This window comes from Pseudoxanthomonas sp. OG2 (assembly GCF_014192765.1).
GTDB classification, from domain to species: domain Bacteria; phylum Pseudomonadota; class Gammaproteobacteria; order Xanthomonadales; family Xanthomonadaceae; genus Pseudoxanthomonas_A; species Pseudoxanthomonas_A beigongshangi.
This window is the reverse complement of the sequence record NZ_JACHYM010000001.1, coordinates 751,761-777,086: the sequence shown is the minus strand read 5'-3', so window position 1 is coordinate 777,086 and position 25,326 is coordinate 751,761. Positions and strand designations below refer to the sequence as shown.

The window sequence follows — 25,326 nt, the reverse complement described above, 5'->3', positions numbered from 1 at the left end:
TGCCAGAGCGGCGCGCCGCTCCGGCGGGATATGGTACGGCGGCGTCAGTGGACCCGCTTGCCCGGTGGATCCAGCAACGCCAGCAGCGCCGGCAATGACAGCGGCCGCGACAGGAAATAGCCCTGGGCGTCCGGCACGCCCAGGGCGCGCAACGCGGCCAGTTCTTCCGCCGTCTCCACGCCTTCGGCGACGATGCCGCTGTGGGTTTCGCGGGCGAAGGCGATCAGTGCCGCGGCCAGTGCGCGGCGTGGCGAATCGGTGTCGATGCTGCGGGTCAGGGTCATGTCCAGCTTGATGATGTCCGGGCTGGTGGCCAGCACATGGCGCATGCTCGCGTAGCCGGCACCCGCATCGTCGACCGCGACGCGCACACCCTGCCGGCGCAGCGGCGCCAGCCGCTCGCGCAACACCGCGTAGTCTTCCACGTAATCGTGCTCGGTGATTTCCAGCACCAGCCGGTGCGGCGGCAGTTCGTCCAGGTAACCGGCGATCTCGCCGCTGATGAGCGTCTGCGGCGAGACGTTGACCGATACGTAGAAGTCGCCGGGGACGTGGCGCAGGCCGTCGAGCGCGGTGAGGATCGCGTTGAGTTCCATCCGCACGCCCAGGCCGATTTCGCGCGCCTCGTTGAACCACAGGTCCGGTGGCCGTGGCGGGTTGATGTCGAACCGGGACAGGCATTCGATGCCGATGATGCGCTCCCCGGCCAGATGGTAGATCGGCTGGTAGACGATGCTGGGCTGGCCCATCTCGAGCACCGAGGTGATCCGCTCGACCTTTTCCTGGTGCAGGCGCACGGCATCCAGATCGCCGTCGATCTGGTAGGCAAGCAGATCCGCGAAGGCGCGCATCATGTGCAGGTCGCGTTCGCCCAGCGACAGGTGCGGGCGCAGGCTGAAACAGCAGAAGGTGCCGTAGACGCGGCCGTCGCGCAGGCGGATGGGGACGCTGATGTGCGCGCCGATGGGAACCAGCGCGGTCTCCGGAATCGCGGCCAGCGCCGGCACCGCGGCGGTATCCGGTATCAACTGCGGGATGCGGCCCTCGACCACGCGCAGGCAGTAGCCTTCATCGAGCGGGCTGCTGTCGCCGGGACGGATCGGCATCGGTTCAATCGAGCCCGCCACGTGGCGGAAGGTCCGGTAGTGGCCACCGAACTCGGAAATGAAGGCCACGTCCATGCCCAGATGGGTACGCACCGCGTCGAGCACGCGATCGACGTTGTGGCCGATGGCCAGCGCACCGGGCCCGCCTTGGGCCAGGATGGCATTCCAGGGAGCGTCGTTCCGCATGACTTCCTCCTGAAGGCAAGGGCGGGAAACGATCGATGGACACGGGCGCAGGGCGGTTATGGCGAGGCGGGATCGATCCCCTGTCCGATCCGGCGCCGCCCGGCATGGCCTCGACGGTTTCCCGGGCGGAGTCTAGCGCGGGTGTTTGCGGTTTGCAGCGGCCGGGCGCCCCGGCTCAGGCGACGAAGGGCTTGAAGGTGATGCCCAGGCCCTGCATGTCCTCGGGCTCGCCGACCAGGTCCGACTTCAGCAGCGGCCGGGCTTCAATCCAGCGGCGGTCCACCACCAGCCGGAGTTCGTCGCCCTCTGCGGTGAGCTCGAGGCGGGGAATCGGCGCGGCCTCGTGCGCGCGATGCAGCAGCACCGCCAGCCGCAGCAGCGCGGCCTTGCGCTTGGCCGACAGCAGCAGGCGGTCGGGCAGGGCGTCGAACGCGGTCTTGGGAATGTTGCGGCGGTGCGTGCGCACCAGCGCCGCCAGGACCTGCTGTTCCTGCCGGGAGAAGCCGGCGATGTCAGAATTCTCCAGCACGTAGGCGCCGTGCGCGTGGTACTGGCTGTGGGCGATGACCAGGCCGATCTCGTGCAGGCGCGCGGCCCAGCCGAGCATGCGGGCGTCGTCATCGTCCAGCTTCCAGGCACCGGCGACCTGCTCGTGCAGGCGCAGCGCGGTGGCTTCCACCCGCGCGGCCTGGATTTCGTCGATGCCGTAGCGCTGGGTCAGCGCGGCCGCCGACATGTCGCGCGGATCGTTGTCGCTGCCGCGGCCCAGCATGTCGTACAGGATGCCTTCGCGCATGGCCGCCTTGCTGACCATCAGCCGCTGCAGGCCCAGCGCCTCGAAGGCGGCCTCCAGCACCAGCACGCCGCCGGCGATGATCGGGCGGCGGTCGCTGGACAGACCGGGCAGATCGATGGCGTCGATGCGCTCGGCCTGCAGCAACCGATCGCGGACCTGCGGCAGGGCCTCGGCGGTGACCGCGCCCTTGGTCAGTTTCATCGCCGCGCAGATTTCGCCGATCGCCTTGTTGGTGCCGGAGGAGCCGATCGCCTCCTGCCAGCCCAGCGAGCGGTACTGGCCGGCGAACTGCTGGAACTCGGCGGCGATTTCGGTGAGGGCTTCCTTCCAGCGCTTCTTGGACAGCTTGCCGCCGGGGAAGAAGCGCCGGGTGCTGGCGATGCAGCCGGCCTGCAGGCTTTCGCGTTCCAGCGTATCCATCCCGCGACCGATGATGAACTCGGTGGAACCGCCGCCGATGTCGATGACCAGGCGCAATTGCCCCGCCTTGGGCGGCTGCGCGTGCGCCACGCCCAGGTAGATCAGGCGCGCCTCCTCGCGGCCGGACACCACTTCGATCGGCTTGCCCAGGGCGGCTTCGGCGGGGACCAGGAAGGACTGCGGATCGGCCAGTTGGCGGACCGTGTTGGTGGCCAGCGCGCGTACCCGGCTGGCCGGGATGTCGCGGATGCGCTGGCCGAAGCGCGACAGGCAGTCCAGCGCGCGTTCGCGCGCGGCCTGCGACAGTCCGCCCTTGCCGTCCAGGCCGTCGGCCATGCGCACGGTCTCGCGCAGGCGATCGACCACGCGCAGCTGTCCCAGCGTGTAGCGCGCCACGATCATGTGGAAGCTGTTGGAACCGAGATCGATGGCGGCAAGCTGTTCGCCGTCATGGGGAGGCGGCGAGACGTGGGCGGAGACGGGCGGCATCGGAAAAGCCTAGAGGCAGAGACCGCGGCTTGGCAACGCGGCCCCTGCCATTTCAGGCACTTGCATCGCCCTCAGACCCCGGCCAGCAGGGTCGCCTGCGCCGAATGCGGTGCTTCGCCCTCGGCCGGCGCGACCTTGCGGTAATTGCCGTCGGCGTCCAGCGCCCAGGCGTTCTGGTTGTCGTCCAGATAGTTCTGCAGGCCGTCGCGGAACACCCGCCTGGCCAGCTCCGGATCCAGGATCGGGAAGCAGGTCTCGACCCGGTGCAGCAGGTTGCGCTCCAGCCAGTCCGCGCTGGCGCAGTAAAGCTCGGGGTTGCCGTCGTTGCCGAACCAGTAGACCCGGCTGTGTTCCAGGAAGCGTCCGACAATCGAGCGCACGTGGATGTTCTCGGAAATCCCCGGCACGCCCGGCCGCAGGGCGCAGGCGCCACGCACGATCAGGTCGATGCGCACGCCCGCCTGCGAGGCCGCGTACAGCGCGCGGATCAGGCGCGGCTCGTTGAGCGCGTTGATCTTGGCGATGATGCGAGCCGGCTTGCCGGCCTTGGCCAGCTTCGCCTCGCGCTCGATCTTGCGGATGAGCCCGGCATGCAGAGTGAACGGGGATTGCAGCAGGCGCTTGAGCTTGGTCGACGGGGCCAGGCCGGACAACTGCTGGAACAGCAGGTGCACGTCGTTGCCGATGTCGGCGTCGGCGGTGATCAAGCCCAGGTCGGTGTAGGCGCGGGCGGTGCCGCTGTGGTAGTTGCCGGTGCCCAGGTGCACATAACGGCGCAGCTTCTTGCCCTCGCGGCGCACGATCAGCAGCATCTTGGCGTGGGTCTTGTAGCCGACCACGCCATACACCACCTGCACGCCGGCTTCCTGCAGGCGATCGGCCACGCCCAGGTTGGCGTCCTCGTCGAAGCGCGCGCGCAGTTCCACCACCACGGTGACGTCCTTGCCGTTGCGCGCCGCCTGCACCAGCGCATCGACGATCGCCGAGTCCTTGCCGGTGCGGTACAGGGTCTGCTTGATTGCCAGTACGTTCGGATCCACCGCCGCCTGCTTCAGCAGTTCCAGCACCGGGGTGAACGCGTCGAAGGGATGGTGCAGCAGCACGTCGCCGTCATCGACCTTGTCGAAGATGGCGTCGCTGTCGCGCAGGGTGCGCGGGGTGAAGACGGGGTACTTGAGTTCCGGGCGCTGCACCAGGTCGTACACCTGGATGACCCGGTTGAGATTGACCGGCCCGTCGATCAGGTAGACCGCGTTGTCGGGCAGGGCGAAATTCTGCAGCAGGGTGCGGATGATCGGCTTCGGGCAGTCCTGGGCGATTTCCAGCCGTACTGCCGGCCGGTAGCCACGGCCGATCAGTTCGTCGCGCAGCGCCAGCGCCAGGTTCTCCACTTCCTCCTCGTCGACAACCACTTCGGAGTTGCGGGTGACGCGGAACTGGTAGGAACCCTTGACCTCCATGCCCGGGAACAGTTCGTCGACGAACGCCGAGAGCACCGAGGACAGCAGCACGAAGTCGTTCTCGCCGCCGGACACGCGCGAGGGCAGGTGGATGATGCGCGGCAGCGAGCGCGGCGCGCGCACGATCGCCAGGTGGCCGGCACGACCGAACGCGTCCTTGCCCTTCAGCACCACCACGATGTTGAGGGACTTGTTGAGGATCTTCGGGAACGGGTGCGCCGGGTCCAGGCCCAGCGGCGACAGCACCGGCATGATCTCGTTGCGGAAATAGGCGCGCAGCCAGCGCGTCTGCCGCGCGCTCCAGGCGCCGCGTCCGAACACCCGCACGCCGGCTTCGTTCAGCGCCGGCCGCAGCACCTCGTTCCAGCACTTGTACTGCGCATCCACCAGTTCCGCGGCGCGATCGTGGATGCGGTTGAGCGCGACGGTGGGGCTCATCCCGTCGGCGCCCGGCGGCAGGCCGAAGTCCTGCGCATGGCGGACGGTGGCCGCGCGGATCTCGAAGAATTCGTCCAGGTTGGTGCACGAGATGCACAGGAAGCGCAGCCGCTCCAGCAGCGGCACTTGCGGATCCTGCGCCTGCGCCAGCACGCGGAAGTTGAAATCCAGTTGCGACAGTTCGCGATTGAGGTAGAGCGAGGGATCGCGCAGGGCGTCTTCGTTGCTCAGATGGTCTGGCGTCGTGTCGATGGCGGCGTTCATGCGATCTGGCCGTGGGGCAGGGAAGGGGAGGGGGCGGGAGCGCGCGGATGCACGCGCTCGCCGCCGAAGTGCACCGAGAACACGCTACCGTGGCCGACCTCGCTCTGGATGTCCAGCCGCGCCTGGTGCAGGTTCAGCACGTGCTTGACGATCGACAGGCCCAGGCCGGTGCCGCCGCTTTCGCGCGAGCGGCTGGTGGACACGCGGTAGAAACGCTCGGTGATGCGCGGCAGGTGCGCGGCCGGAATGCCGTAGCCGGTGTCGCGCACGCTCAGCATGGCACCGTCGCCCTCGCGCACGAAGCGCACGGTGATGGTGCCGCCGGCGGGGGTGTAGCGGACGGCGTTGCTGACCAGGTTGGAGAATGCGCTGTGCAGCTCCTTGTTCGATCCCCACAGATCCACGCCGGCTTCGTCTTCCACCACCACGATGTGGCGCTTGTGGCTGAGCGCCTCGGCCTCGCGGCGCAGGGTCGCCAGCATCGGCGCCATCGCCACGCTTTCGTCCGGCAGACTGTCCTGCGCCTCCAGCCGCGACAGGGTCAGCAGATCCTCGACCAGCTGGGTCATGCGCTGGGACTGTTTCTGCATTTCCGCCAGCATCGGCGCCCATTCCGGGAAGTCCTGCGGGTCCAGCATGTCGAGATAGCCGTGGACCACGGTCAGCGGCGTGCGCAACTCATGGGAGACGTTGGCGACGAAGTCGCGGCGCATCTGTTCCAGCCGCAGCATCTTGCTGACGTCGCGCGCGACCAGCAGCCAGTACTGGTCGGAATAGGGAATCAGGCGCAGGTTGAGGCGCAATTGCGGATCCACCGGCGAGGCGGCATCCAGCATCGGCTCGGCATTGCGGCCGGCGGCCAGCCAGTGCGACATCGGCAGCGGTTGCAGGCGATCGCCGATCGGCGCGCCGATGTCGGTCGGATACTGCAGCCCCAGCAGGCTGGTGGCGGCCTTGTTGAACCATTGCACGCGCTGGTTGTTGCGTTCCACCACCACCACCGCGTCCGGCAACGCCGCGGCGGCGGCGCGGTAGGCACGCAGCATGTCCAGCAGCCGGCGCTTGCGCGCGCGCATTTCCGCATGGCCGCGGAACAGCAGCCGATCCAGTTCGTTCCAGACGCCGTTGCCGCGCGCGGGCTCCAGTCGCTGGCGCGCGGTCAGCCGCACCAGCACCTTGCGCAATCGCCAGTAATGCCAGGCCACCACGCCCAGCGCGGCCAGGGTGACGACCGGCCAGACGTGGCCAATCAGCAATCCAATGACCACCGCCAGGGCCAGCACACCCGCCAGTTGACCGAGCGTCTTGAACCAGGCGGAGCGTATGTATTGGGGCATGGGCCGATTGTAGGCAGTTATTTATGACAGCCAGCGGGAGCAGGCGGGGGAAACATCGAATCCAGAATCCCCCAAGCCGAATCCCGCGCCTAGACCGACGCCGAGAACCGGTAGCCGGAACCACGCACGGTCTGCACCATGTTCTCCAGGCCGTGCGGTTCCAGGGTCTTGCGCAGGCGGCGGATGTGCACGTCCACCGTGCGCTCCTCCACGTACACGCTGCCGCCCCAGACGTGGTCGAGCAGCTGCGTGCGCGAATAGACCCGCTCGGGGTGGGTCATGAAGAAATGCAGCAGGCGATACTCGGTCGGGCCGATCGGCACCGGGGTATCGCCGGCGAACACCCGGTGGGCGGCGCCGTCTATGCGCAGCGGGCCGATGCCGACGCTGCCGTCCTCGTCGTCCTCGCGGGAGCGGCGCATGACCGCCCGGATGCGCGCCAGCAGTTCGCGTGCCGAGAACGGCTTGACCACGTAGTCGTCGACGCCGGCTTCCAGGCCGCCGACCCGATCATTCTCCTCGCCGCGGGCGGTGAGCATGATGATGGGGACGTCGCGGGTCATCGCGTCCTTGCGCCAGCGGCGCGCCAGCTCCAGGCCGCTGGTGCCGGGCAGCATCCAGTCCAGCAGGATGAGGTCCGGCACCCGGTCGGCGATGGCGTTCTGGGCCTCGCGGGCGTCACCCGCATGCACGGGTTCGTAATCGCCCTTGCGCAGGGCGAAGGCGACCATGTCGCGGATGGCCGGCTCGTCGTCAACGATCAGGATGTGCTTCTGCACGCGATTACCGTCGTCTGTGGGGTACCGCACCAGTAGACGACAATTTTATGACGGAAACATGACATGCCGCGCGCCCGTCATATGACAGTCGGGGCCGCTGGTCGCCGCCGGGAGCCCCGGCGGCCGGGCTAGCGGCGTTCGATGTCCGGGTCGCGCACGCCCTGGCGCCGCAGTTCGAGCACCTGCGGGGTGATGACGGAGATGCGGGCGTCGATGCGGGCGCGGGCGTAGTAGTCCAGATCGCTGCGCTTCTTGAGATTCTGCAACTGGATGAGCGCCTGTTCAGGCCGCCCATTGAGGAAGGCCGCCTCGGCGAAGGCTTCGCCGGCGCGGACCGGGTCGCCGGCCAGCTCGTTGGCCCGGCCGAATTCCTGCTGGAACACCGGGTCGTTGCCGGCCCGGGACAGCAGCGGACGCAGCACCGCCTGGGCGTGCCGGCCAGCTTCGGCGCCCCCCTGCTCGTTGAGGACGCGGGCGAAAGTCAGCGCGATGGGGCGGTTGTTCGGCATCTGCTGGAGCAGGCGGGCGAGCCGTTGGTTGGCCGCCGCGGTGCGGCCCGCGCGGGATTCGGCCTCGGCGGTCGCCAGTTCCAGCCACAGGTTGCCCGGATGCTCGGCCAGCAGCGGGGCCAACTCGGTCAACGCCACCTCCGGCCGTCCCGATCCCAGGTGGGCCAGGGCCAGGCCATAACGCTGGGCATCGTCCAGGCCCTTGCCGGATTCCCGGCGGATGGTCTCGTAGTCGCGGGCGGCGCCGTCGGCGGTGGTCGCGCTGAGCACCCGCAGGCGTTCCCGGGCCCAGTCGAAGTCACCGGTGGGGCCACGGCTGAACAGGTCGCCCGGCAGGCGCACGGACAGGGGCAGCAGCGGATTGTCGCTGTCCTTTTCCGGTGCGACCACGCGCTTGGGATCGAACTGTTCGACCCGCTCGCCGCCGCCCGGAACCCGGGTGATCAGGGTCAGGTTGTCCTTGCGCATCTGCTCGGCGCGTTCCTTGGCCTCGCTGATCCGGGTGGTGGTGACCGGGTGGGTCATCAGGTAGTCCGGGTACGCCTCGCGGCCGGTGCCGCGGTTGGCGCGGGTGGCCTGGGCCATGCGGGCGAAGAAGCCGGCCATGGCGTCCACGTCGTAGCCGGCGCGCGACAGGGTGCGGATGCCCAGCCGATCGGCCTCGGATTCGTTGGAACGGGTGTAGTCGATCTGGCGTTGCTGCATCAGGCCCATGCCGCTGGCGACCGCCGCCATCGAGGCGTCGCCGCTGGAATTGCCGCCGGCGCTCTGCGCCAGCACGATCGCGCCCAGCATCCCGAGCAGGATCGGAATCTGATCGCGCTCGGCCCGCTCGACGCCGCGCAGCACGTGCTGCTGGGTGACGTGGGCGATTTCGTGGGACAGCACCGCGGCGACTTCGTCCTCGCGCTCGGCGGTCAGGATCAGGCCCGCGTTGGTGCCGATGTAGCCGCCCAGCGTGGCGAACGCATTGATCTGCCGGTCCTTCATCAGGAAGAACGTATAGCTCTGGCGCGGCGAGTCGCTTTCCGCGCCCAGCCGGGTGCCGACCTTCTGCAGCCAGTCGTCCAGCAGCGGGTCTTCCAGCAGGTAGCCGTAGTTGCGCAGCTCACGCAGCATCATTCCGCCGTACTCCGCCTGGCGCGCCGGGCTCAGCACCTCGCCGGCGGAGGAACCGATGTCCGGCAGGCGCACGTCCTGCCCTTGCGCCAGAGGCGCGGCCAGGAGCACGGTGAGGGCGGTGGAAAGCAGCGGAAGGCGCAAACGGAACTCCGTTGTCGGACAATGGCGGCAGGCTTGCGAGCGGCAGGATGACGCTTTGCCGCCGGCAGCGAGTGAACATGCGGTTAACCGGACCCACGGCCCGCACTGTTCCACTCGGCCGGCTGGAAAGCGCGCCATCGGCCACCCATATTGCCCTCAGACCCGACTTTGAACGCGTTGTTCCATTCAGGAGGATTCCTTGAGCGACACCGAGACCGGCGGCCCCGCCATCACCCTCTACACGACCGCGATCTGCCCTTACTGCGTGGCCGCGAAGAACTTCCTCAAGAGCAAGGGCCAGAGCTGGAAGGAAGTCCGCATCGACCTGGAGCCGGACGAGCGCGAACGCATGATCGCCCGCGCGCGCCGCACCAGCGTGCCGCAGATCTTCATCGGTGAGACCCACGTCGGCGGCTACGACGACATGATCGCCCTGCATCGGGCCGGCAAGCTGGAGCCGCTGCTGGCCGGAGAGGGCGCATGAGCGGCGGTGAAAAGGACCGTCTGCGCGAATTCACCGAATTTCGCCAGCGCATGAACGAGCGCATCCTGGCCGAACCGAACCAGGTCGTCCGCCGCTTCTTCGCCCTGGATACCCAGACCTACCAGCCCGGCGCGCTGGATGTGAAGACCAAGGAACTGCTCGGGCTGGTGGCGTCGATGGTGCTGCGTTGCGACGACTGCATCAGCTACCACGTGGCCCAGTGCAAGGACGCCGGCGTCAGCCGCGACGAGTTCTTCGAGACCTTCTCGGTCGGGCTGGTGGTGGGCGGCTCCATCGTCATCCCGCACCTGCGCCGGGCGGTGGATTTCCTGGATCAGCTGGAGGCCGGCGCGGCCGACGCGCCTTCGGCGCACGGCCACGATTGACCCGCGAATCGGCCCCGCGCCGGCGCCGGCCTTGGCCGGAACCGGCGCGACAGGGCCGGTTTTCCGCTCCTCCGACGATGGTCGATTTGGGACCGTACAGGGGGTTCAGGCATAATTGGCGGACTTGAAACCCCCTCCGCGCCTGCATCCCGGTTCCCGGCCCGCACGGCGCCCCTGTTCGGAATCCCAAGCAAATGACCCAGACGATTACGGTCATCCGCGGCGACGGTATCGGCCCGGAGATCATGGACGCGACCCTGCACGTGCTCGAAGCCCTGAAAGTGGGCCTGAGCTACGAGGAAGCCGATGCAGGCATGGTCGCGCTGGAAAAGCACGGCGACCTGCTGCCGCAGGCGACCCTGGACTCGATCCGCAAGAACGGCGTGGCCCTGAAGAGCCCGCTGACCACGCCGGTGGGCGAGGGCTTCAGCTCGATCAACGTGGCCCTGCGCCGCCATTTCGACCTGTACGCGAATGTCCGCCCGGCCAAGTCGTTCCCCAACACCAAGTCGCGCTTCCCCTCCGGCGTGGATCTGATCACGGTCCGCGAGAACACCGAAGGCGCCTACATCGGTGAAGGCCAGTCCATCTCCGAGGACGGCGAAACCGCGCTGCTGACCCAGAAGATCACCCGCAAGGGTTCCGAGCGCATCGTCCGCTACGCCTTCGACCTGGCCCGCAAGACCGGCCGCAAGAAGGTCACCGTGGTGCACAAGGCCAACATCCTCAAGACCACCTCGGGCCTGTTCCTGAAGGTCGCGCGCGAAGTGGCCGCGCAGTACCCGGACATCCAGTGCAACGAGATGATCGTGGACAACACCTGCATGCAGCTGGTGATGCGTCCGGAGCAGTTCGACATCATCGTCACCACCAACCTGTTCGGCGACATCATCTCCGACCTGTGCGCCGGCCTGGTCGGCGGCCTGGGCCTGGCCCCGGGCGCCAACATCGGCGTCGACGCGGCCATCTTCGAAGCGGTCCACGGCTCGGCCCCGGACATCGCCGGCAAGGGCATCGCCAATCCGTGCGCGCTGCTGCTGGGCGCGGCGCAGATGCTCGACCACCTCGGCCAGCCGGACAAGGCCGAACGCCTGCGCGCGGCGATCATCGCCACCCTGGAAGCCAAGGATTCGCTGACCCCGGACCTGGGCGGCGAGGGCACCACGATGTCCTTCGCCAAGGCGATCGCCAGCCGGGTCTGATGTCCCGGCGGCGCCGGGTTTTACCGGGCTGAAACACGGAAACGGGGCGCCCAGCGTCCCGTTTTTGTTTGCGTTCGTCCCGCCCGCGGGGCTTGGACCGGGCCGTGGCAAGCCGGACAATCGCCGGTTTCCCGCACACCTCCGCCGCCCACGATGACCGTCCGCCCCAGCGCGCTCGCGCTGACCCCGCTGCTGCTGTTCCTGGCCCTGTTCTTCGGCGCCGGCCTTTACTACACGTCCCAGGGCGACGCCATGGGCTTCTACCAGTTGCGCGCGCCGGTGGCGATCCTGCCGGCGCTGGCGCTGGGGGCGTGGCTGGCCCATCGACGCGGCGTGGCGGCCTCGCCGACGCTGCTGGGAGGCATGGGCGATGCCAACGTGATGCTGATGTGCCTGATCTTCCTGCTGGCCGGCGCGTTCGCCACCGTGTCCAAGGCCATTGGCGCGGTGGATGCGGTGGTTGCGCTGGGACTGGGCGCGCTGCCGCCGTCGCTGATCCTGCCCGGATTGTTCCTGGTGGCTTCATTCGTGTCGCTGGCCATCGGCACGTCGATGGGCACGATCGCCGCCGTTGTGCCGATCGCGCTGGGCGTCGCCGACGCCGCCGGCCTGGATCGCACGCTGGTCGTCGGTGCGGTCATCGGTGGTGCGATGTTCGGCGACAACCTGTCGGTGATCTCGGATACCACGATCGCGGCGACCCGCAGCCAGGGCGCGGAGATGCGCGACAAGTTCCGCGAGAACTTCAAGATTGCGTTACCCGCCGCCCTGGCCACCGCGGTGCTGCTGGCGTTCCTGGGAGAGGGGGCGCCGGTGGAGGCGCCCGGCGGCGCGTCGCCCTGGCTGGTGCTGCCCTATGTACTGGTGCTGGTGCTCGCCCTGATTGGACTGGACGTGGTGGTGGTGCTGGCGATCGGCCTGGCGCTTTCCGGCGTTTTCGGCTTCGTCTTTGCCGGCGACTACACGCCGGTCGATCTTGCCGGAGACATCTACGCCGGATTCGAGAGCATGGTGGAGGTGACCCTGCTTTCGATCCTGATCGGAGGACTGGGGGCGCTGATGAAGGCGAGCGGGGGCCTGGACTGGCTGGCGCGGACGATTGCCCGTTTCGCCCGCGGCCATACCGGGCGGCGCTCCGGCGAATTCAGCATCGCCGCGCTCTCCGCCGGGACCGATGTCCTGACCGCCAACAACACCGTGGCGATCCTCATCACCGGCAGTCTCGCCAAGGACATCGCCGAGCGCCACGGCATCACGCCGCGTCGTTCGGCCAGCCTGCTCGACATCTTCGCCTGCGTGGTGCAGGGCGTGCTTCCTTATGGCGCGCAGATTCTGCTGGCATCGTCGCTGGCGGCCGTTTCGCCGCTGGCGCTGGCCGGCAGCGTCCACTATTGCTGGCTGCTGGTCGCGGCGGCCGTGGTGTTCATGCTGCTTCCCGCGCGCCGCTCAACTGCCGTGGCGGGTACCGGCTGAGCGGCACGTCGCATCCAGGGCAGCAAAAAGAAAACGGGGCGCCTTGCGCCCCGTTTCTTGTTTTACCGGCCTGGAGATTCAGTTGCGCGACTGCAGCTTGGACAGCAGGCGCAGGAACTCGATGTACAGCCAGATCAGGGTGACCATCAGGCCGAACGCCGCGTACCACTCCATATACTTGGGTGCGTTCTGCTCCACGCCGGTCTCGATGAAATCGAAATCCAGCACTAGGTTCAGCGCCGCGACCACTACCACGAACAGGCTGAAGGCGATGCCGATAAGACCCGAGTCGTGGATGTAGGGAATGTTGATGTTGAAGAAGCCCAGCACGATCGTGGCCAGGTAGATCAGCGCGATGCCGCCGGTGGCCGCGACCACGCCCAGCTTGAAGTTCTCGGTGGCCTTGATCCAGCCCGAGCGGTAGGCCATCAGCAGCGCGAACAGGGTGCCGAAGGTCAGCAGCACCGCCTGCAGCACGATGCCGTTGAACTTCACCTCGTACATCGCCGAGATGGCGCCGAGGAACAGGCCCTCGGCCAGCGCGTAGAGCGGGGCGGTGACCGGTGCCCAGGTCTTCTTGAAGATGGTGATCATGGCCAGCACGAAGCCGCCGATGAGCCCCCCCAGGATGTACAGCATCGCCCCCGGCGCGAGTTCGCCGGTCGGGGTGAGCGCCGTGTTCCAGGTGTAGGTGGCGGTCAGCACGCACAGCAGCAGCAGGATGCCGGTCCGGTTGACCGTGCCGTTCAGGGTCATCGCGCCGGCATCGCGCGAAACCACCGCGCCGCTGCCCAGGTCGAGGAAGGTGGACTCCTTAAGAGCCGGATTGCCGCTGCGCATCATGGTTCCCTCATGGTTGATTCGGACTTCTGTCCCCAGCCGCGGAGCATAGCCGATGCCCGTGACCGGACGCGGCGTTTGACAGGAAGCCGGCAGATTCCGACAATAGACGGCCTTGTCGACGCTGCCTGGCGCCGATGCCGGGGCCCTCGTCGGGGTATAGCGCAGTCTGGTAGCGCATCTGCTTTGGGAGCAGAGGGTCGGGGGTTCGAATCCCTCTACCCCGACCAGTCTGGCTCGTCCCGACGACAGGGATGCGACAATCCGGTCCGGGCGCCCGTAGCTCAACCGGATAGAGCACCGGCCTTCTAAGCCGGCGGTTACAGGTTCGAGTCCTGTCGGGCGCGCCATCCGGCGCAAGCGGCGGACAAAGCGGTAGAAAAAAGTTTCAGTGGTGGCTGTAGCTCAGTTGGTTAGAGTACTGGATTGTGATTCCAGATGTCGGGGGTTCGAGTCCCCTCAGCCACCCCACCCAGCAAGGCTTTCGCGCAAGCGGGGGTTTGTAAGAAAAAGAAGATGCGGTTACACTACGCGTCCAGTTTTTGGGGCCGTTAGCTCAGTTGGTAGAGCAGTTGACTCTTAATCAATAGGTCCAAGGTTCGAATCCTTGACGGCCCACCAAACAGAACGCCCGACCGCGAGGTCGGGCGTTTTCTTTTCCGGGATGCTCCGTCGGCCTTCCCGGCTGGGTAGAATGCCGGCGCACCTGCGAAAGTGGCGGAATTGGTAGACGCACTGGATTTAGGTTCCAGCGGGTAACCCCCGTGAGGGTTCGAGTCCCTCCTTTCGCACCACGTCCTTCCGGACGTTTCCGGGACCGGCCCGGAATCCGGGGCCCCGGCCATTTCCCCGGATTGCCCCGAAATTCCCTTCCCCGGCGCCTGCGGTTGGCAGGAAAGCCCGGAATAGGCGAAACTATTCCGTTCCGCCGGTCGGCACGTCGCGTGTCCGCGGGCGACCCGAATTCATCAACATCATGCCCGGGCATGGGACCCGGGCAGCAGGAGCCAGTGAGTATGCAAGTTTCGGTCGAATCGGTCGGCAACCTCGAACGCCGCATGACCTTCAGCCTGCCGGCTGAGCGTCTGGATACCCACATCGGTGGCCGCCTGCGCGAAATCGCGCGCACCGCCCGCATCAAGGGTTTCCGTCCCGGCAAGGTGCCCACCAAGGTGATCGAGCAGCGCTTCGGCCAGCAGGTCCGCGCCGAGGCCCTCGACGGCCTGCTGCGCGAGACCTTCAACAACGCCGTGCGCGACAACGATCTGCAACTGGCCGGCAATCCCCGCATCGAGAAGAACGGCGAGGGTGAGCTGGATTTCATCGCGACCTTCGAAGTGGTGCCGGATTTCGGCGAGATCGACGTGACCAAGCTCAACGTCATCCGCCACACCGCCGAAGTGGCCGACGCCGACATCGACCAGATGGTCGAGAACCTGCGCCTGCAGCGCCGCACCTTCGAAGTGGTGCAGCGCGGTGCGAAGGACGGCGATCGCGTCGAACTGGAAACCTGGTCGCAGGCCGGTGACGAACGCCTGCCCGCCGAGGGCGCGGAAAAGGGCGCCACCCTGATCGGCTCGGGCGTGATGTTCGCCGATATCGAGAAGGGCCTGATCGGCCTGGCCGCCGGCGAGGAGAAGACGATCCAGGTGCAGTTCCCCGCCGACTGGCGCGTGCCGCAGCTGGCGGGCCGCCAGGTCGACGTCTACGTGAAGGTCACCGAAGTGGCCGAGTCGGTGCTGCCGGCAGTCGACAAGGACTTCATCCGCAGCTTCGGCGTGAAGAGCGGTGACGCCGAACAGTTCCGCCGCGACATCCGCAGCAACCTGGAGCGCGAGCTCAAGGGCGCCCTGATGGGCCGCCTGCGCCGGGAAGTCGGCGAGCAGCTGATTGCCGCCTGGGCGCACGTGGAAATGCCGCCGCGCCTGGTCGAGAACGAGGCCCGCGCGATGGTCCAGCAGACCGCCGATCAGGCCGCCCGCAACGGCCAGCAGGTGCAGATCCCGCCGAACGCCCATGAGGGCTTCATGGATGCGGCCCGCAAGCGCGTCCTGGTCGGCCTGCTGGTGGGCGAGGTCGCCCGCCGCAACCAGCTGCGCCTGGATCCCAAGCGCCTGAACGAGACCCTGCGCCTGATCGCCTCCACCTACGAGGAACCGGAGCAGGTCATTGAGTTGTACCGCAACGATCCCCAATTGATGGGGGGACTGCAGTCGCGGGTGATGGAAGAGCAGGTGATCGACTGGATCGCCGAGCGCGCCCAGCACACGGAGCAGTCGCTGAGCTTCCAGGAAGCCATCCGGAACTAACGGCGGTTCGCCGGGGTCGATGAGACCCCAGCCCGTCCCGGTCCGGCTATCCTAGGCCGGACCCCTCCACGACAATTTGGGCGCGAAAAAGCCGATGAGCATTGAAACCAAAGCCTTGAACCTGGTGCCGATGGTGGTCGAACAGACCAGCCGCGGCGAGCGCGCCTACGACATCTATTCGCGCCTGCTCAAGGAACGCATGATCTTCCTGGTCGGCGGCGTGGACGACCAGGTGGCCAACGTGATCGTGGCGCAGATGCTGTTCCTCGAGGCCGAGAACCCCGAGAAGGACATCAGCCTGTACATCAATTCGCCCGGCGGCGTGGTCACCGCCGGCATGGCCATCTACGACACCATGCAGTACATCAAGCCGGACGTCAGCACCGTCTGCATCGGCCAGGCCGCCAGCATGGGCGCGCTGCTGCTGGCCGCCGGCGCCAAGGGCAAGCGCTATGCGCTGCCCAACTCGCGGGTGATGATCCACCAGCCGCTGGGCGGCTTCCAGGGCCAGGCCACGGACATCGACATCCATGCCCGTGAAATCCTGACCCTGCGTTCGCGCCTGAACCAGATCCTGGCCAAGCACACCGGCCAGGCCCTGGAAACCATCGAGCGCGACACCGAGCGCGACAATTTCAAGAGCGCCTCCGACGCGCAGGCCTATGGCCTGGTCGACCAGGTGCTGGAACGCCGTCCTGAAGAGACCATCCAGCCGGCGTGAACCCCGGGCGCGGACCCTGTTTGCCGCGCCTGCCACCCCCTCCGCGGACCCGGCTGACAGGCCGGGGCCGTGTGCTATTCTCCGACCGAGTCCGCCTAGCGGGCAGGGTGACCGAGTAATCGAAGCATGAGCGAAGACCGTCAGGGCCGTACCGGCGACAGCAGCAAGATCCTGTATTGCTCGTTCTGCGGCAAGAGCCAGCATGAAGTCCGCAAGTTGATCGCGGGCCCCAGCGTGTTCATCTGCGATGAATGCGTCGAGCTGTGCAACGACATCATCCGCGAGGAACTCGAGGAGAAGGCGCAGTCCGCCCGCAGCCACCTGCCCAAGCCGCGCGAGATCCTGGAAGTCCTGGATCAGTACGTGATCGGCCAGCAGCGCGCCAAGCGCACCCTGGCGGTGGCGGTCTACAACCACTACAAGCGCATCGAGAGCCGACAGAAGAACGACGACGTCGAACTGGCCAAGTCGAACATCCTGCTGGCCGGCCCGACCGGTTCCGGCAAGACCCTGCTGGCCGAGACGCTGGCCCGCCTGCTCAACGTGCCGTTCACCATCGCCGACGCCACCACCCTGACCGAAGCCGGTTACGTGGGCGAGGACGTGGAAAACATCATCCAGAAGCTGCTGCAGAAGTGCGACTATGATGTCGAGAAGGCGCAGCAGGGCATCGTCTACATCGATGAAATCGACAAGATTTCGCGCAAGAGCGAAAACCCGTCGATCACCCGCGACGTGTCCGGCGAAGGCGTGCAGCAGGCGCTGCTGAAGCTGATCGAAGGCACCGTCGCCAGCGTGCCGCCGCAGGGTGGCCGCAAGCACCCGCAGCAGGAATTCCTGCAGGTGGACACCAAGAACATCCTGTTCATCTGCGGCGGCGCGTTCGCCGGCCTGGACAAGATCATCCAGCAGCGCTCCACCGAGGCCAGCGGGATTGGCTTCGGCGCCAAGGTCCGCAGCGCCGAGCGCAAGACCGAGACCGGCAAGCTGCTGTCCGAGGTCGAGCCGGAAGATCTGATCAAGTTCGGCCTGATCCCCGAGTTCGTCGGCCGCCTGCCGGTGGTCGCGACCCTGGAGGAACTGGACGAGCCGGCCCTGGTCAAGATCCTCACCGAGCCCAAGAACGCCATCACCAAGCAGTTCAAGAAGCTGTTCGACATGGAAGGCGTGGAACTGGAGTTCCGCCCGGACGCGCTGTCGGCGATTGCCCGCAAGGCGCTCAAGCGCAAGACCGGCGCGCGCGGCCTGCGCACCATCGTCGAGTCGGTCCTGCTGGACACCATGTACGACCTGCCGTCGCTGGAAAACGTGAGCAAGGTGGTGGTGGACGAATCGGTCATCGAACACAAGTCCGAGCCGTACCTGATCTACCAGAATCCGCCGGCCCAGAAGGTCGCCGCCGCGGAATGAAGCGAGGCCGAGCATACGGCGCAAGTATTTGATTCAATTAACATTTAGAGGTTGCACTTGCATCCTCCCGACAATGGCCCCATAACGGGGCCATTGGCTTTTTGGCCTCCGTAATTCCGCATCCGCTGGAGCCCCCATGCCCCGCCGTACCCCCACCGAAATTCTCGACCTGCCGGTCCTGCCGCTACGCGACGTAGTGGTGTTCCCGCACATGGTCATTCCCCTGTTCGTCGGCCGCGACAAGTCCATGCGCGCGCTGGAGCAGGCCATGGAAGCGGACAAGCGCATCCTGCTGCTGGCCCAGAAGTCGGCCGAGACCGACGATCCCGTGGCCGCCGATCTCTACAGCATCGGCACCCTGGCCCAGGTCCTGCAATTGCTGAAGCTCCCCGACGGCACCATCAAGGTGCTGGTCGAGGGCGTGTCCCGCGTGAAGGTTTCCAATGTCGTCGAGCGCGACGGTTCGCTGTACGGCGAAGGCGAGGAAATCGAATCCACCGAAGGCCGCGAGCCGCGTGAAATCGAAGCGGTCGCGCGTTCGCTGATGGGCCTGTTCGAACAGTACGTCAAGACCAACCGCAAACTGCCGCCGGAACTGCTGCAGACGCTGGCCGGCATCGATGAACCCGGTCGCCTGGCCGACACCATCGCCGCCCATCTGGGCGTGCGCCTGAGCGACAAGCAGCGCCTGCTGGAAACCATCGGCATCGGCGAACGGCTGGAATTGCTGGTCGGTTTCGTCGACGGCGAAATCGACGTGCAGCAGCTGGAAAAGCGCATCCGCGGCCGGGTCAAGTCGCAGATGGAGAAGAGCCAGCGCGAGTACTACCTCAACGAGCAGATGAAGGCGATCCAGAAGGAACTGGGCGAGCTCGACGACGCGCCGAACGAGCAGGAGGAACTGGCCCGCAAGATCGCCGAGGCCGGCATGCCCAAGGCGGTCGAGACCAAGGCCAAGAACGAACTCAACAAGCTCAAGCAGATGTCGCCGATGTCCGCCGAGGCGGCGGTCGTGCGCAATTACCTGGACTGGCTGCTGGGCGTGCCGTGGAAGAAGCGCAGCAAGGTCCGCAAGGACCTGAAGGTCGCGCAGGAAACCCTGGACGCCGACCATTACGGCCTGGACAAGGTGAAGGAACGGATCCTCGAATATCTCGCCGTGCAGTCGCGCGTGCAGAAGATGCGCGGCCCGATCCTGTGCCTGGTGGGACCGCCGGGCGTGGGCAAGACCTCGCTGGGCCAGTCAATCGCCAAGGCGACCAACCGCAAGTTCGTGCGCATGTCGCTGGGCGGCGTGCGCGACGAGGCCGAGATCCGGGGCCACCGCCGCACCTACGTGGGTTCGATGCCGGGCCGCATCGTGCAGAACCTCAACAAGACCGGCAGCAAGAATCCGCTGTTCGTGCTGGACGAAATCGACAAGATGTCGATGGACTTCCGCGGCGATCCCTCGTCTGCGCTGCTGGAAGTGCTGGATCCGGAGCAGAACAGCGCCTTCAACGATCACTACCTGGAAGTGGATCTGGACCTGTCCGAAGTGATGTTCGTCGCGACCTCCAACTCGCTCAACATCCCCGGCCCATTGCTGGATCGCATGGAAGTCATCCGCATCCCGGGCTATACCGAGGATGAGAAGCTCAACATCGCCCTGCGCTACCTGCTGCCCAAGCAGATCAAGGCCAACGGCCTGAAGCCGGAAGAGCTCACGATCGCCGAGGACGCCATCCGCGACCTGGTGCGTTACTACACGCGCGAATCCGGCGTGCGCAACCTGGAACGCGAAATCGCCAAGATCTGCCGCAAGGTGGTCAAGGAAATCGCGCTGGCCGGCCCGCAGCCGGCCAAGAAGAAGAAAAAGGGCGCGCTGGTGCAGGTCAGTTCGAAGAACCTGGACAAGTATTCCGGCGTGCGCCGCTTCGATTTCGGTCGCGCCGAGGAGCAGAACGAGATTGGCCTGGTCACCGGGCTGGCCTGGACCGAAGTGGGCGGCGATCTGCTGCAGATCGAAGTCGCGCTGGTGCCGGGCAAGGGCCTGTTGACCCTGACCGGCCAGCTGGGCGACGTGATGAAGGAATCCGCGGCCGCCGCGATGTCGGTGGTGCGCGCGCGCGCCACCGCACTGGGCATCGATGCCGAGTACCTGCAGAAGCACGACGTCCACCTGCACGTGCCCGACGGCGCGACGCCGAAGGATGGTCCCAGCGCCGGTGCCGCGATGGTGACCGCGCTGGTGTCCACGCTGACCCGCACGCCGGTGCGTGCCGACGTGGCGATGACCGGCGAGATCACCCTGCGCGGGCGCGTGTCCGCCATTGGTGGCCTGAAGGAAAAACTGCTGGCGGCGCTGCGCGGCGGCATCACCACCGTGATCATCCCGGAAGAGAACCGCAAGGACCTCGCCGACATTCCCGCCAACGTCACCCAGGGCATGAAGATCGTGCCGGTCCGCTGGATCGATGAGGTGCTGGATCTCGCGCTGGAACGGCCGCTGGCGCCCACCGCGGCGCCGACCGAGGGGGGCAAGCCGCGGCGCGTGCCGGCCCGCCGCAAGGCGCCCGTGCAGCCCGACGTCAAGCACTGAATCGCGGCATACACGGAAGGTAAAAAACCCGCAAAACCCGCGTCATTATTGGGTTTTCGGCTTGCGTGCCTGTATACCCGCTGGTATAACGGCGTCACCCGCAAACACGATGAGCATCGTTCTCGTCGTGTTCGTGGAAGACGACCGGAAGCGCGTGACGATCAGATTCCCGCGCATTCCGGTTACACATTCCGCGGTTGTTCCGCAAAAGGAGTTTCTACATGAACAAAACCGAATTGGTTGATGCCGTCGCCGACGAAGCCGAAATGTCCAAGGCTGAAGCTGGACGTGCCGTCGACGCCGTGATTTCCAGCATCACCAAGGCCCTGAAGAAGGGCGACAGCGTGACCCTCGTGGGCTTCGGCACCTTCCAGGTGCGCAAGCGCGCCGCCCGTACCGGCCGCAACCCGAAGACCGGCGACACCATCAAGATCAAGGCTTCCAAGAATCCCGCCTTCAAGGCTGGCAAAGCCCTGAAGGATGCCGTAAACTAATCGACTCGCTGCTGCCGAGTGAGTCCGGTCGGTTGAACGGGTGCTTAGCTCAGCGGTAGAGCGTCGCCCTTACAAGGCGAGGGTCGGGGGTTCGAAACCCTCAGCACCCACCAAACCGGACCAACTGTTTAAGTTTCCGCGGAGTGGTAGTTCAGTCGGTTAGAATGCTGGCCTGTCACGCCGGAGGTCGCGGGTTCGAGTCCCGTCCACTCCGCCACGAACATGAAAAACCCCTGAGAAGTCAGGGGTTTTTTGTTGCCTGTCGGTCGCGCGAAAGATGGCGATGGTGGTTGCTTCCAGCGTCCGGAGCGATGCGAATGTCGCGTAGCGCCCCGCGGACCAATCGCGTCGTCGTGGATGGCGCCTCGCTTGAATTTCCGTCAGTCCGGCGCGGACGATGCGCGGTACTCGCGACCCTGAAGGTCGATGTAGAACTCATCCCCATCGAGACGCACGCGCGCAAGGCCATCGCGGAAGCGGAATTCCGAGTCATAGCGGAACGGGATGACCCGTTGTCCGCGCGTATCGAGAGCTCCCCATTGCTTTTGCCCGTTGCTGGCGGCGATCAGACTCTCTCCCCAAGGCGAAACCTCGCTCAGGCCGCAATGGAGTTCCGCCCCCGCGTGATCGAGGAGGCAGCGGGTGTCGTCGTCCCGTCGCACGACCAGCAGGCGGAGCGGCAGATCGGGAGAGGTATATTTCAGGTACTCGAAGCTTGGCCGATCCGCGGTCACGACCTCCACGTTGCGCGCCGCATCCAGGATGCCCCAGCCGCCGCCGACGCGATGAACCACGAAAAAATTGTCGTATTGATATCGGAGATCGTCATAGATGCCGAACGGGACGATTTGCCGGCCATCGGTACCGAGCACACCAACGCTCTTGCGGTCCGGGGCGCGTACCACGCGAAGCTCCCGGGAATCCGACGACGGCTCCCGGAAACGGCTGGACGCCACGTCATACCGATCCGGATAGTCACCGCCGCAGGGGTGTGCGTGGCCGTCCGGAGAGATGAGATAACACTTCCGGCTTCCCGCGGAATGAAACGGATTCAAATCGATGAATCCGCTTCGGGTGGACGGTTTGACGATGGCGCCCCAGGCCACGCCGTCCCTGAATGGCCTGGCTTCGGTGAAACGCGGATGCAGGATCCAACGGCCCCGGAGATCGATATAGCCCCATTTCCCGCCCGATTTCACCGCGGCCCGGTCTTCGGTGAACGGCTGCGCATCCTCGAAGGTTTTCGAGAACGGGGTCTGCCCATGAGCATCGACAAAACCGAACCGGCCGTCGGCATGGAGATAGGGGATGAAGGAAGTCGCGGCGTTCACCGGATGTCCGGTTTCGGCGGCGCCATCGTCGGAACGACCGGAGGCGATCATCGAGATGGGCAGGAGTAGCCAGGTGAGGAGCCGAAGCAGGCGGGAGGGCGGCATGACACAAGAGCAATGGCAGTGCGAACAGAGGTCGATTCTATCGGGATGACTCCGAGGCCCTTTTGCATTGTTCGTTCTCAAGAGCAACGAATGACGGTCGCTCGTGTCGAGGAATCTCTTGCCCATGCGGGAAGAAAGGGCGGCGAGCGAATCCGTCCGATGCGGTTGCGGCCGGAAAGCACCTGGCACCGCCATAGGGGGCCGATTTATGGGAACGAATGCTCTGCGCGGCTGCGGCCGCGTGGCTGCCGTGGGGGGGCGGGCGCGAGCGCAGCAGGTCGTCGAGAGGGAGGGAGGTGCGCCACGGTGGACGAGTCCCGGCGGGGCAGGGAACCACCCGCTCCGAACGAAACAGGTCTGGCCGACCTTTCACCGGGAAGGGTGCGGCAGGGATGACGCCGAACGCACGCCGGGGGCCCCCGCGACCGCCGCTGCCCGGTCATTCCGGCCAGGCCGCCGGAGGCGCGGCGGAAGCAAGCGACGGGCTCCCGTGGCCCCTTGGCAACCGCGGGCAGGGAGAGATGCGGTTCCCTGGGCACGGTGCCGACAGGGGACCGAACCTGAAAAATCTGTTCGACCGGTCTGGCACAATTTCCGGAAGCCCCGTACAATGGTCGACTCAGCGCGGAGTGGTAGTTCAGTCGGTTAGAATGCTGGCCTGTCACGCCGGAGGTCGCGGGTTCGAGTCCCGTCCACTCCGCCAGTTATCCCGGAAAGCCCGCGAAAGCGGGCTTTCTGCTTTTCCGGGGACCGCTGCCGGCGTCCGTGGATGAACGGGCCCGGGCGGTGCGGCCGGGTTGCGGCGAACCACCGCGAAGCGCGGTAAACTGCGCGGCTACTGAAATCGAGCCACGCATCGATGCTGCAAAAACTCCGCGATAAGACATCCGGGTGGATCGCCACCCTCATCCTGGGCCTGCTGATCATTCCGTTCGCCTTTGTCGGCGTGAACGAATACATGACCGGCGGCACGGCCAACGATGTCGCGACCGTCGAGGCGCCGCCCACCTGGTGGAAGTCCGCGCCGAACTGGTGGCCGGTGTCCAGGCTCTGGCAGCGCAAGGAAATCACGGTCGACGAATTCCGTACGACCTTCGAGGCCGCGCGCCAGCAGCAGCGCCAGATGCTGGGCGAGAATTTCGATGCGCGCGAGTTCGAGAGCAAGGAAAACAAGCTCAAGATCCTCGAGCAGCTGATCAACCAGCGCGTGCTGGCGTTGGCTTCCGAACGTGCGGGCGTGGTGATCGGCGATGCCGCCGTCAACCAGGCCATCGCCGCCGAACCGGCCTTCCAGGTCGACGGCAAATTCAATGCCGAACGCTACCAGCTGGTGCTGGCTTCGCAGGTGCCGGCGCTGTCGCCGCTGAAGTTCCAGGAGCAGGAACGCGAGCGCCTGAAGATGATGGTGATGCCCGAAGGCATCGGCACCTCCGATTTCGTCACCAAGGGCGAACTGGAGCGGTTGTTCAAGCTGCTGGCGCAGACCCGCGACGTGGGCCTGGCGCTGGTGCCGCCTGCCGCACCGGATACCGCGCCGGTGTCCGACGCCGATATCCAGAAGTGGTACGACGGCCACAAGGCCGATTACCGCCAGCCGGAAACGGTCTCGCTGGAGTATGTCGAGGTCAACGGCGCGACCCTGCCGGGTGCCGTGGCGCCGGACGAGGCGACCCTGCGCAAGCGCTATGAAACCGAGAAGAACCGCTTCGTGGCGCCGGAACAGCGCGTGGTATCGCACATCCTGATCGGCGCGCCGGCCGGTGCCGACGCCGCCACCTTGAAGAAGGCCGAGGACAAGGCCGCCGCGCTGGCCGCGCAGGCCAGGCAGGGCGCCGACTTCGCCGCGCTGGCCAAGGCCAATTCGGAAGATCCGGGTTCCAAGGACACCGGCGGCCTGCTGCCGGCGTTCGCGCGCGACGGATCGATGGTCAAGCCGTTCGAGGACGCTGCGTTCGCCATGCAGGCCGGCGAGATCCGTGGCCCGGTCAAGAGCGACTTCGGCTATCACGTGCTGAAGCTAAACGAGATCAAGCCGGGCCAGGGCAAGAGCTTCGAGGAGGTCCGCGACGAACTCGCCCGCGAGCAGGCCACCGCCGACGCCGAGCGGGCCTACAACGAACTGGCCGGCAAACTCGTCAACGAAGTGCTGAAGAACCCCACCGCGCTGGAGCCGGCCGCGAAGGCCGTTGGCCTGCCGGTGCAGAAGATCGGGCCGTTCTCGCGCGCCAACGCCAGCGGCATCGCCGCCAACCCGGCGGTGCTGCGCAGTGCGTTCTCCGAGGCGCTGGTGCAGGACGGTACGGTCAGCGATCCGATCGAGATCGCGCCCAGCCACAGCGTGGTGATCCGCGTGGTCGGTCATACGCCGGAGCAGCCGCAGCCGCTGGCCCAGGTCCGTGACGCGGTGATCGCCGCGATCCGCGCCGATCGCCAGGAGAAGGCCACCGCCGCCACCGCCGACGCGGTGCTGGCACGCATCGCCAAGGGCGAGACGCTGCAGGCGATTGCCACTGCCGACAAGCTCCAGTTCAACGAAATGCCGGGCATGCCGCGCGGCATGCCGGTGCCGACCGCGGAAGGCAACGAGGCGATCTTCGCGGTGCCGCGTCCGGCCGCGGGCAAGGCGTCGACCGGCAAGGTCGCGCTGGGCGGCGGCGCGTTCGCCGTGTTCGCGGTCACCAAGGTCACCGACGGCGATGCCGCGCAGGTGCCGGCCGAGCAGCGCGATGGCATGAAGCAGCAGCTGATCCAACTGGGCGGCGGCGTCGCCACCCAGGGTTTCATCGACACCATGCGCAAGCAGTACAAGGTCACCGTGATGGAAGATCGCCTGTAAGGCGTTCGACCGACGCGGTGAACGAAAAAGCCCGGCAAACGCCGGGCTTTTTTTATCGGGTCTTTTGCGCCACACGGCATCGGCACGGAGCCGGCATGACCTCGAGC

General features: G+C 66.5%; 18 protein-coding genes and 8 tRNA genes. 18 read left to right on the top strand and 8 right to left on the bottom strand.

What is annotated here, in order from left to right; translation table 11 throughout:
• Window positions 1-44 precede the first annotated feature (44 nt).
• The 6 genes from FHW78_RS03580 to FHW78_RS03555 all read right to left on the bottom strand — a co-directional run bounded on the left by FHW78_RS03580 (window position 45) and on the right by FHW78_RS03555 (window position 9,047).
• Window positions 45-1,292, bottom strand: a complete 1,248-nt coding sequence (locus tag FHW78_RS03580) for an EAL domain-containing protein (RefSeq protein WP_183637753.1) — start codon at window positions 1,290-1,292, stop codon at window positions 45-47.
• A 175-nt stretch (window positions 1,293-1,467) separates the two neighbouring features.
• Window positions 1,468-2,997 carry an exopolyphosphatase gene (ppx, locus tag FHW78_RS03575; RefSeq protein ID WP_183637750.1) on the bottom strand — a complete coding sequence of 510 codons (1,530 nt, stop codon included), beginning with the start codon at window positions 2,995-2,997 and terminating at the stop codon, window positions 1,468-1,470.
• A gap of 71 nt (window positions 2,998-3,068) precedes the next feature.
• The gene (ppk1, locus tag FHW78_RS03570) at window positions 3,069-5,159 is read right to left on the bottom strand and encodes a polyphosphate kinase 1 (protein ID WP_183637747.1); all 2,091 of its coding nucleotides are present in this window, start codon (window positions 5,157-5,159) and stop codon (window positions 3,069-3,071) included.
• On the bottom strand, window positions 5,156-6,496 hold the full coding sequence (gene phoR / locus FHW78_RS03565; RefSeq protein WP_183637744.1) for a phosphate regulon sensor histidine kinase PhoR: 1,341 nt from the start codon (window positions 6,494-6,496) through the stop codon (window positions 5,156-5,158). The genes ppk1 and phoR overlap by 4 nt, the downstream gene beginning before the upstream one ends.
• A gap of 89 nt (window positions 6,497-6,585) precedes the next feature.
• Window positions 6,586-7,275 carry a phosphate regulon transcriptional regulator PhoB gene (gene phoB, locus FHW78_RS03560; protein WP_141456251.1) on the bottom strand — a complete coding sequence of 230 codons (690 nt, stop codon included), beginning with the start codon at window positions 7,273-7,275 and terminating at the stop codon, window positions 6,586-6,588.
• Window positions 7,276-7,403: 128 nt separating this feature from the next.
• Window positions 7,404-9,047, bottom strand: a complete 1,644-nt coding sequence (locus FHW78_RS03555) for a M48 family metalloprotease (protein ID WP_225562447.1) — start codon at window positions 9,045-9,047, stop codon at window positions 7,404-7,406.
• A 199-nt stretch (window positions 9,048-9,246) separates the two neighbouring features.
• Here FHW78_RS03555 and grxC point away from each other — a divergent pair, with 199 nt between their 5' ends.
• From grxC to FHW78_RS03535, 4 genes are all read left to right on the top strand, one after another.
• Window positions 9,247-9,531, top strand: coding sequence for a glutaredoxin 3 (gene grxC / locus FHW78_RS03550; RefSeq protein ID WP_221188916.1), 285 nt, complete (start codon window positions 9,247-9,249; stop codon window positions 9,529-9,531).
• Complete coding sequence (locus tag FHW78_RS03545) at window positions 9,528-9,917, top strand: carboxymuconolactone decarboxylase family protein (protein ID WP_183637738.1); 390 nt, start codon at window positions 9,528-9,530, stop codon at window positions 9,915-9,917. Before grxC ends, FHW78_RS03545 begins: the two co-directional genes overlap by 4 nt.
• A gap of 194 nt (window positions 9,918-10,111) precedes the next feature.
• The gene (locus FHW78_RS03540; protein WP_183637735.1) at window positions 10,112-11,119 is read left to right on the top strand and encodes an isocitrate dehydrogenase; all 1,008 of its coding nucleotides are present in this window, start codon (window positions 10,112-10,114) and stop codon (window positions 11,117-11,119) included.
• Window positions 11,120-11,272: 153 nt separating this feature from the next.
• A complete protein-coding gene (locus tag FHW78_RS03535; protein WP_183637733.1) occupies window positions 11,273-12,592 on the top strand; it encodes a Na+/H+ antiporter NhaC family protein in 1,320 nt (439 codons plus the stop codon).
• Between the two features lie 78 nt (window positions 12,593-12,670).
• Here FHW78_RS03535 and FHW78_RS03530 read toward each other — a convergent pair whose 3' ends face one another.
• Window positions 12,671-13,435 carry a Bax inhibitor-1/YccA family protein gene (locus FHW78_RS03530; protein WP_183637730.1) on the bottom strand — a complete coding sequence of 255 codons (765 nt, stop codon included), beginning with the start codon at window positions 13,433-13,435 and terminating at the stop codon, window positions 12,671-12,673.
• Between the two features lie 150 nt (window positions 13,436-13,585).
• On the opposite strand from FHW78_RS03530, the gene FHW78_RS03525 reads away from it, so the two are divergent.
• The 12 genes from FHW78_RS03525 (at window position 13,586) to FHW78_RS03470 (ending at window position 21,164) form a co-directional block, all read left to right on the top strand.
• Window positions 13,586-13,662, top strand: a tRNA-Pro gene (locus tag FHW78_RS03525).
• Between the two features lie 43 nt (window positions 13,663-13,705).
• Window positions 13,706-13,782: transfer RNA gene (locus FHW78_RS03520), tRNA-Arg, on the top strand.
• 44 nt (window positions 13,783-13,826) lie between these two features.
• A tRNA-His gene (locus FHW78_RS03515) sits at window positions 13,827-13,903 on the top strand.
• A gap of 74 nt (window positions 13,904-13,977) precedes the next feature.
• Window positions 13,978-14,053: transfer RNA gene (locus FHW78_RS03510), tRNA-Lys, on the top strand.
• Window positions 14,054-14,140: 87 nt separating this feature from the next.
• Window positions 14,141-14,226 (top strand) — tRNA-Leu (locus tag FHW78_RS03505).
• 222 nt (window positions 14,227-14,448) lie between these two features.
• Window positions 14,449-15,741, top strand: coding sequence for a trigger factor (tig, locus tag FHW78_RS03500; protein ID WP_183637727.1), 1,293 nt, complete (start codon window positions 14,449-14,451; stop codon window positions 15,739-15,741).
• Window positions 15,742-15,835: 94 nt separating this feature from the next.
• Window positions 15,836-16,462: an ATP-dependent Clp endopeptidase proteolytic subunit ClpP gene (gene clpP, locus FHW78_RS03495; protein WP_183637724.1), complete on the top strand. Its 627-nt coding sequence runs from the start codon at window positions 15,836-15,838 to the stop codon at window positions 16,460-16,462.
• A gap of 126 nt (window positions 16,463-16,588) precedes the next feature.
• Window positions 16,589-17,872: an ATP-dependent Clp protease ATP-binding subunit ClpX gene (clpX, locus tag FHW78_RS03490; RefSeq protein ID WP_183637721.1), complete on the top strand. Its 1,284-nt coding sequence runs from the start codon at window positions 16,589-16,591 to the stop codon at window positions 17,870-17,872.
• A gap of 136 nt (window positions 17,873-18,008) precedes the next feature.
• A complete protein-coding gene (gene lon, locus FHW78_RS03485; RefSeq protein ID WP_183637718.1) occupies window positions 18,009-20,453 on the top strand; it encodes an endopeptidase La in 2,445 nt (814 codons plus the stop codon).
• 221 nt (window positions 20,454-20,674) lie between these two features.
• The gene (locus FHW78_RS03480) at window positions 20,675-20,947 is read left to right on the top strand and encodes an HU family DNA-binding protein (protein WP_141456262.1); all 273 of its coding nucleotides are present in this window, start codon (window positions 20,675-20,677) and stop codon (window positions 20,945-20,947) included.
• A 38-nt stretch (window positions 20,948-20,985) separates the two neighbouring features.
• Window positions 20,986-21,060: transfer RNA gene (locus FHW78_RS03475), tRNA-Val, on the top strand.
• A gap of 27 nt (window positions 21,061-21,087) precedes the next feature.
• Window positions 21,088-21,164: transfer RNA gene (locus FHW78_RS03470), tRNA-Asp, on the top strand.
• 163 nt (window positions 21,165-21,327) lie between these two features.
• Here the strand turns inward: FHW78_RS03470 and FHW78_RS03465 are convergent.
• On the bottom strand, window positions 21,328-22,383 hold the full coding sequence (locus tag FHW78_RS03465) for a WG repeat-containing protein (RefSeq protein ID WP_183637715.1): 1,056 nt from the start codon (window positions 22,381-22,383) through the stop codon (window positions 21,328-21,330).
• 626 nt (window positions 22,384-23,009) lie between these two features.
• On the opposite strand from FHW78_RS03465, the gene FHW78_RS03460 reads away from it, so the two are divergent.
• Window positions 23,010-23,086: transfer RNA gene (locus FHW78_RS03460), tRNA-Asp, on the top strand.
• Window positions 23,087-23,242: 156 nt separating this feature from the next.
• Window positions 23,243-25,219 carry a peptidyl-prolyl cis-trans isomerase gene (locus tag FHW78_RS03455; protein WP_183637712.1) on the top strand — a complete coding sequence of 659 codons (1,977 nt, stop codon included), beginning with the start codon at window positions 23,243-23,245 and terminating at the stop codon, window positions 25,217-25,219.
• Window positions 25,220-25,326: the final 107 nt, after the last annotated feature.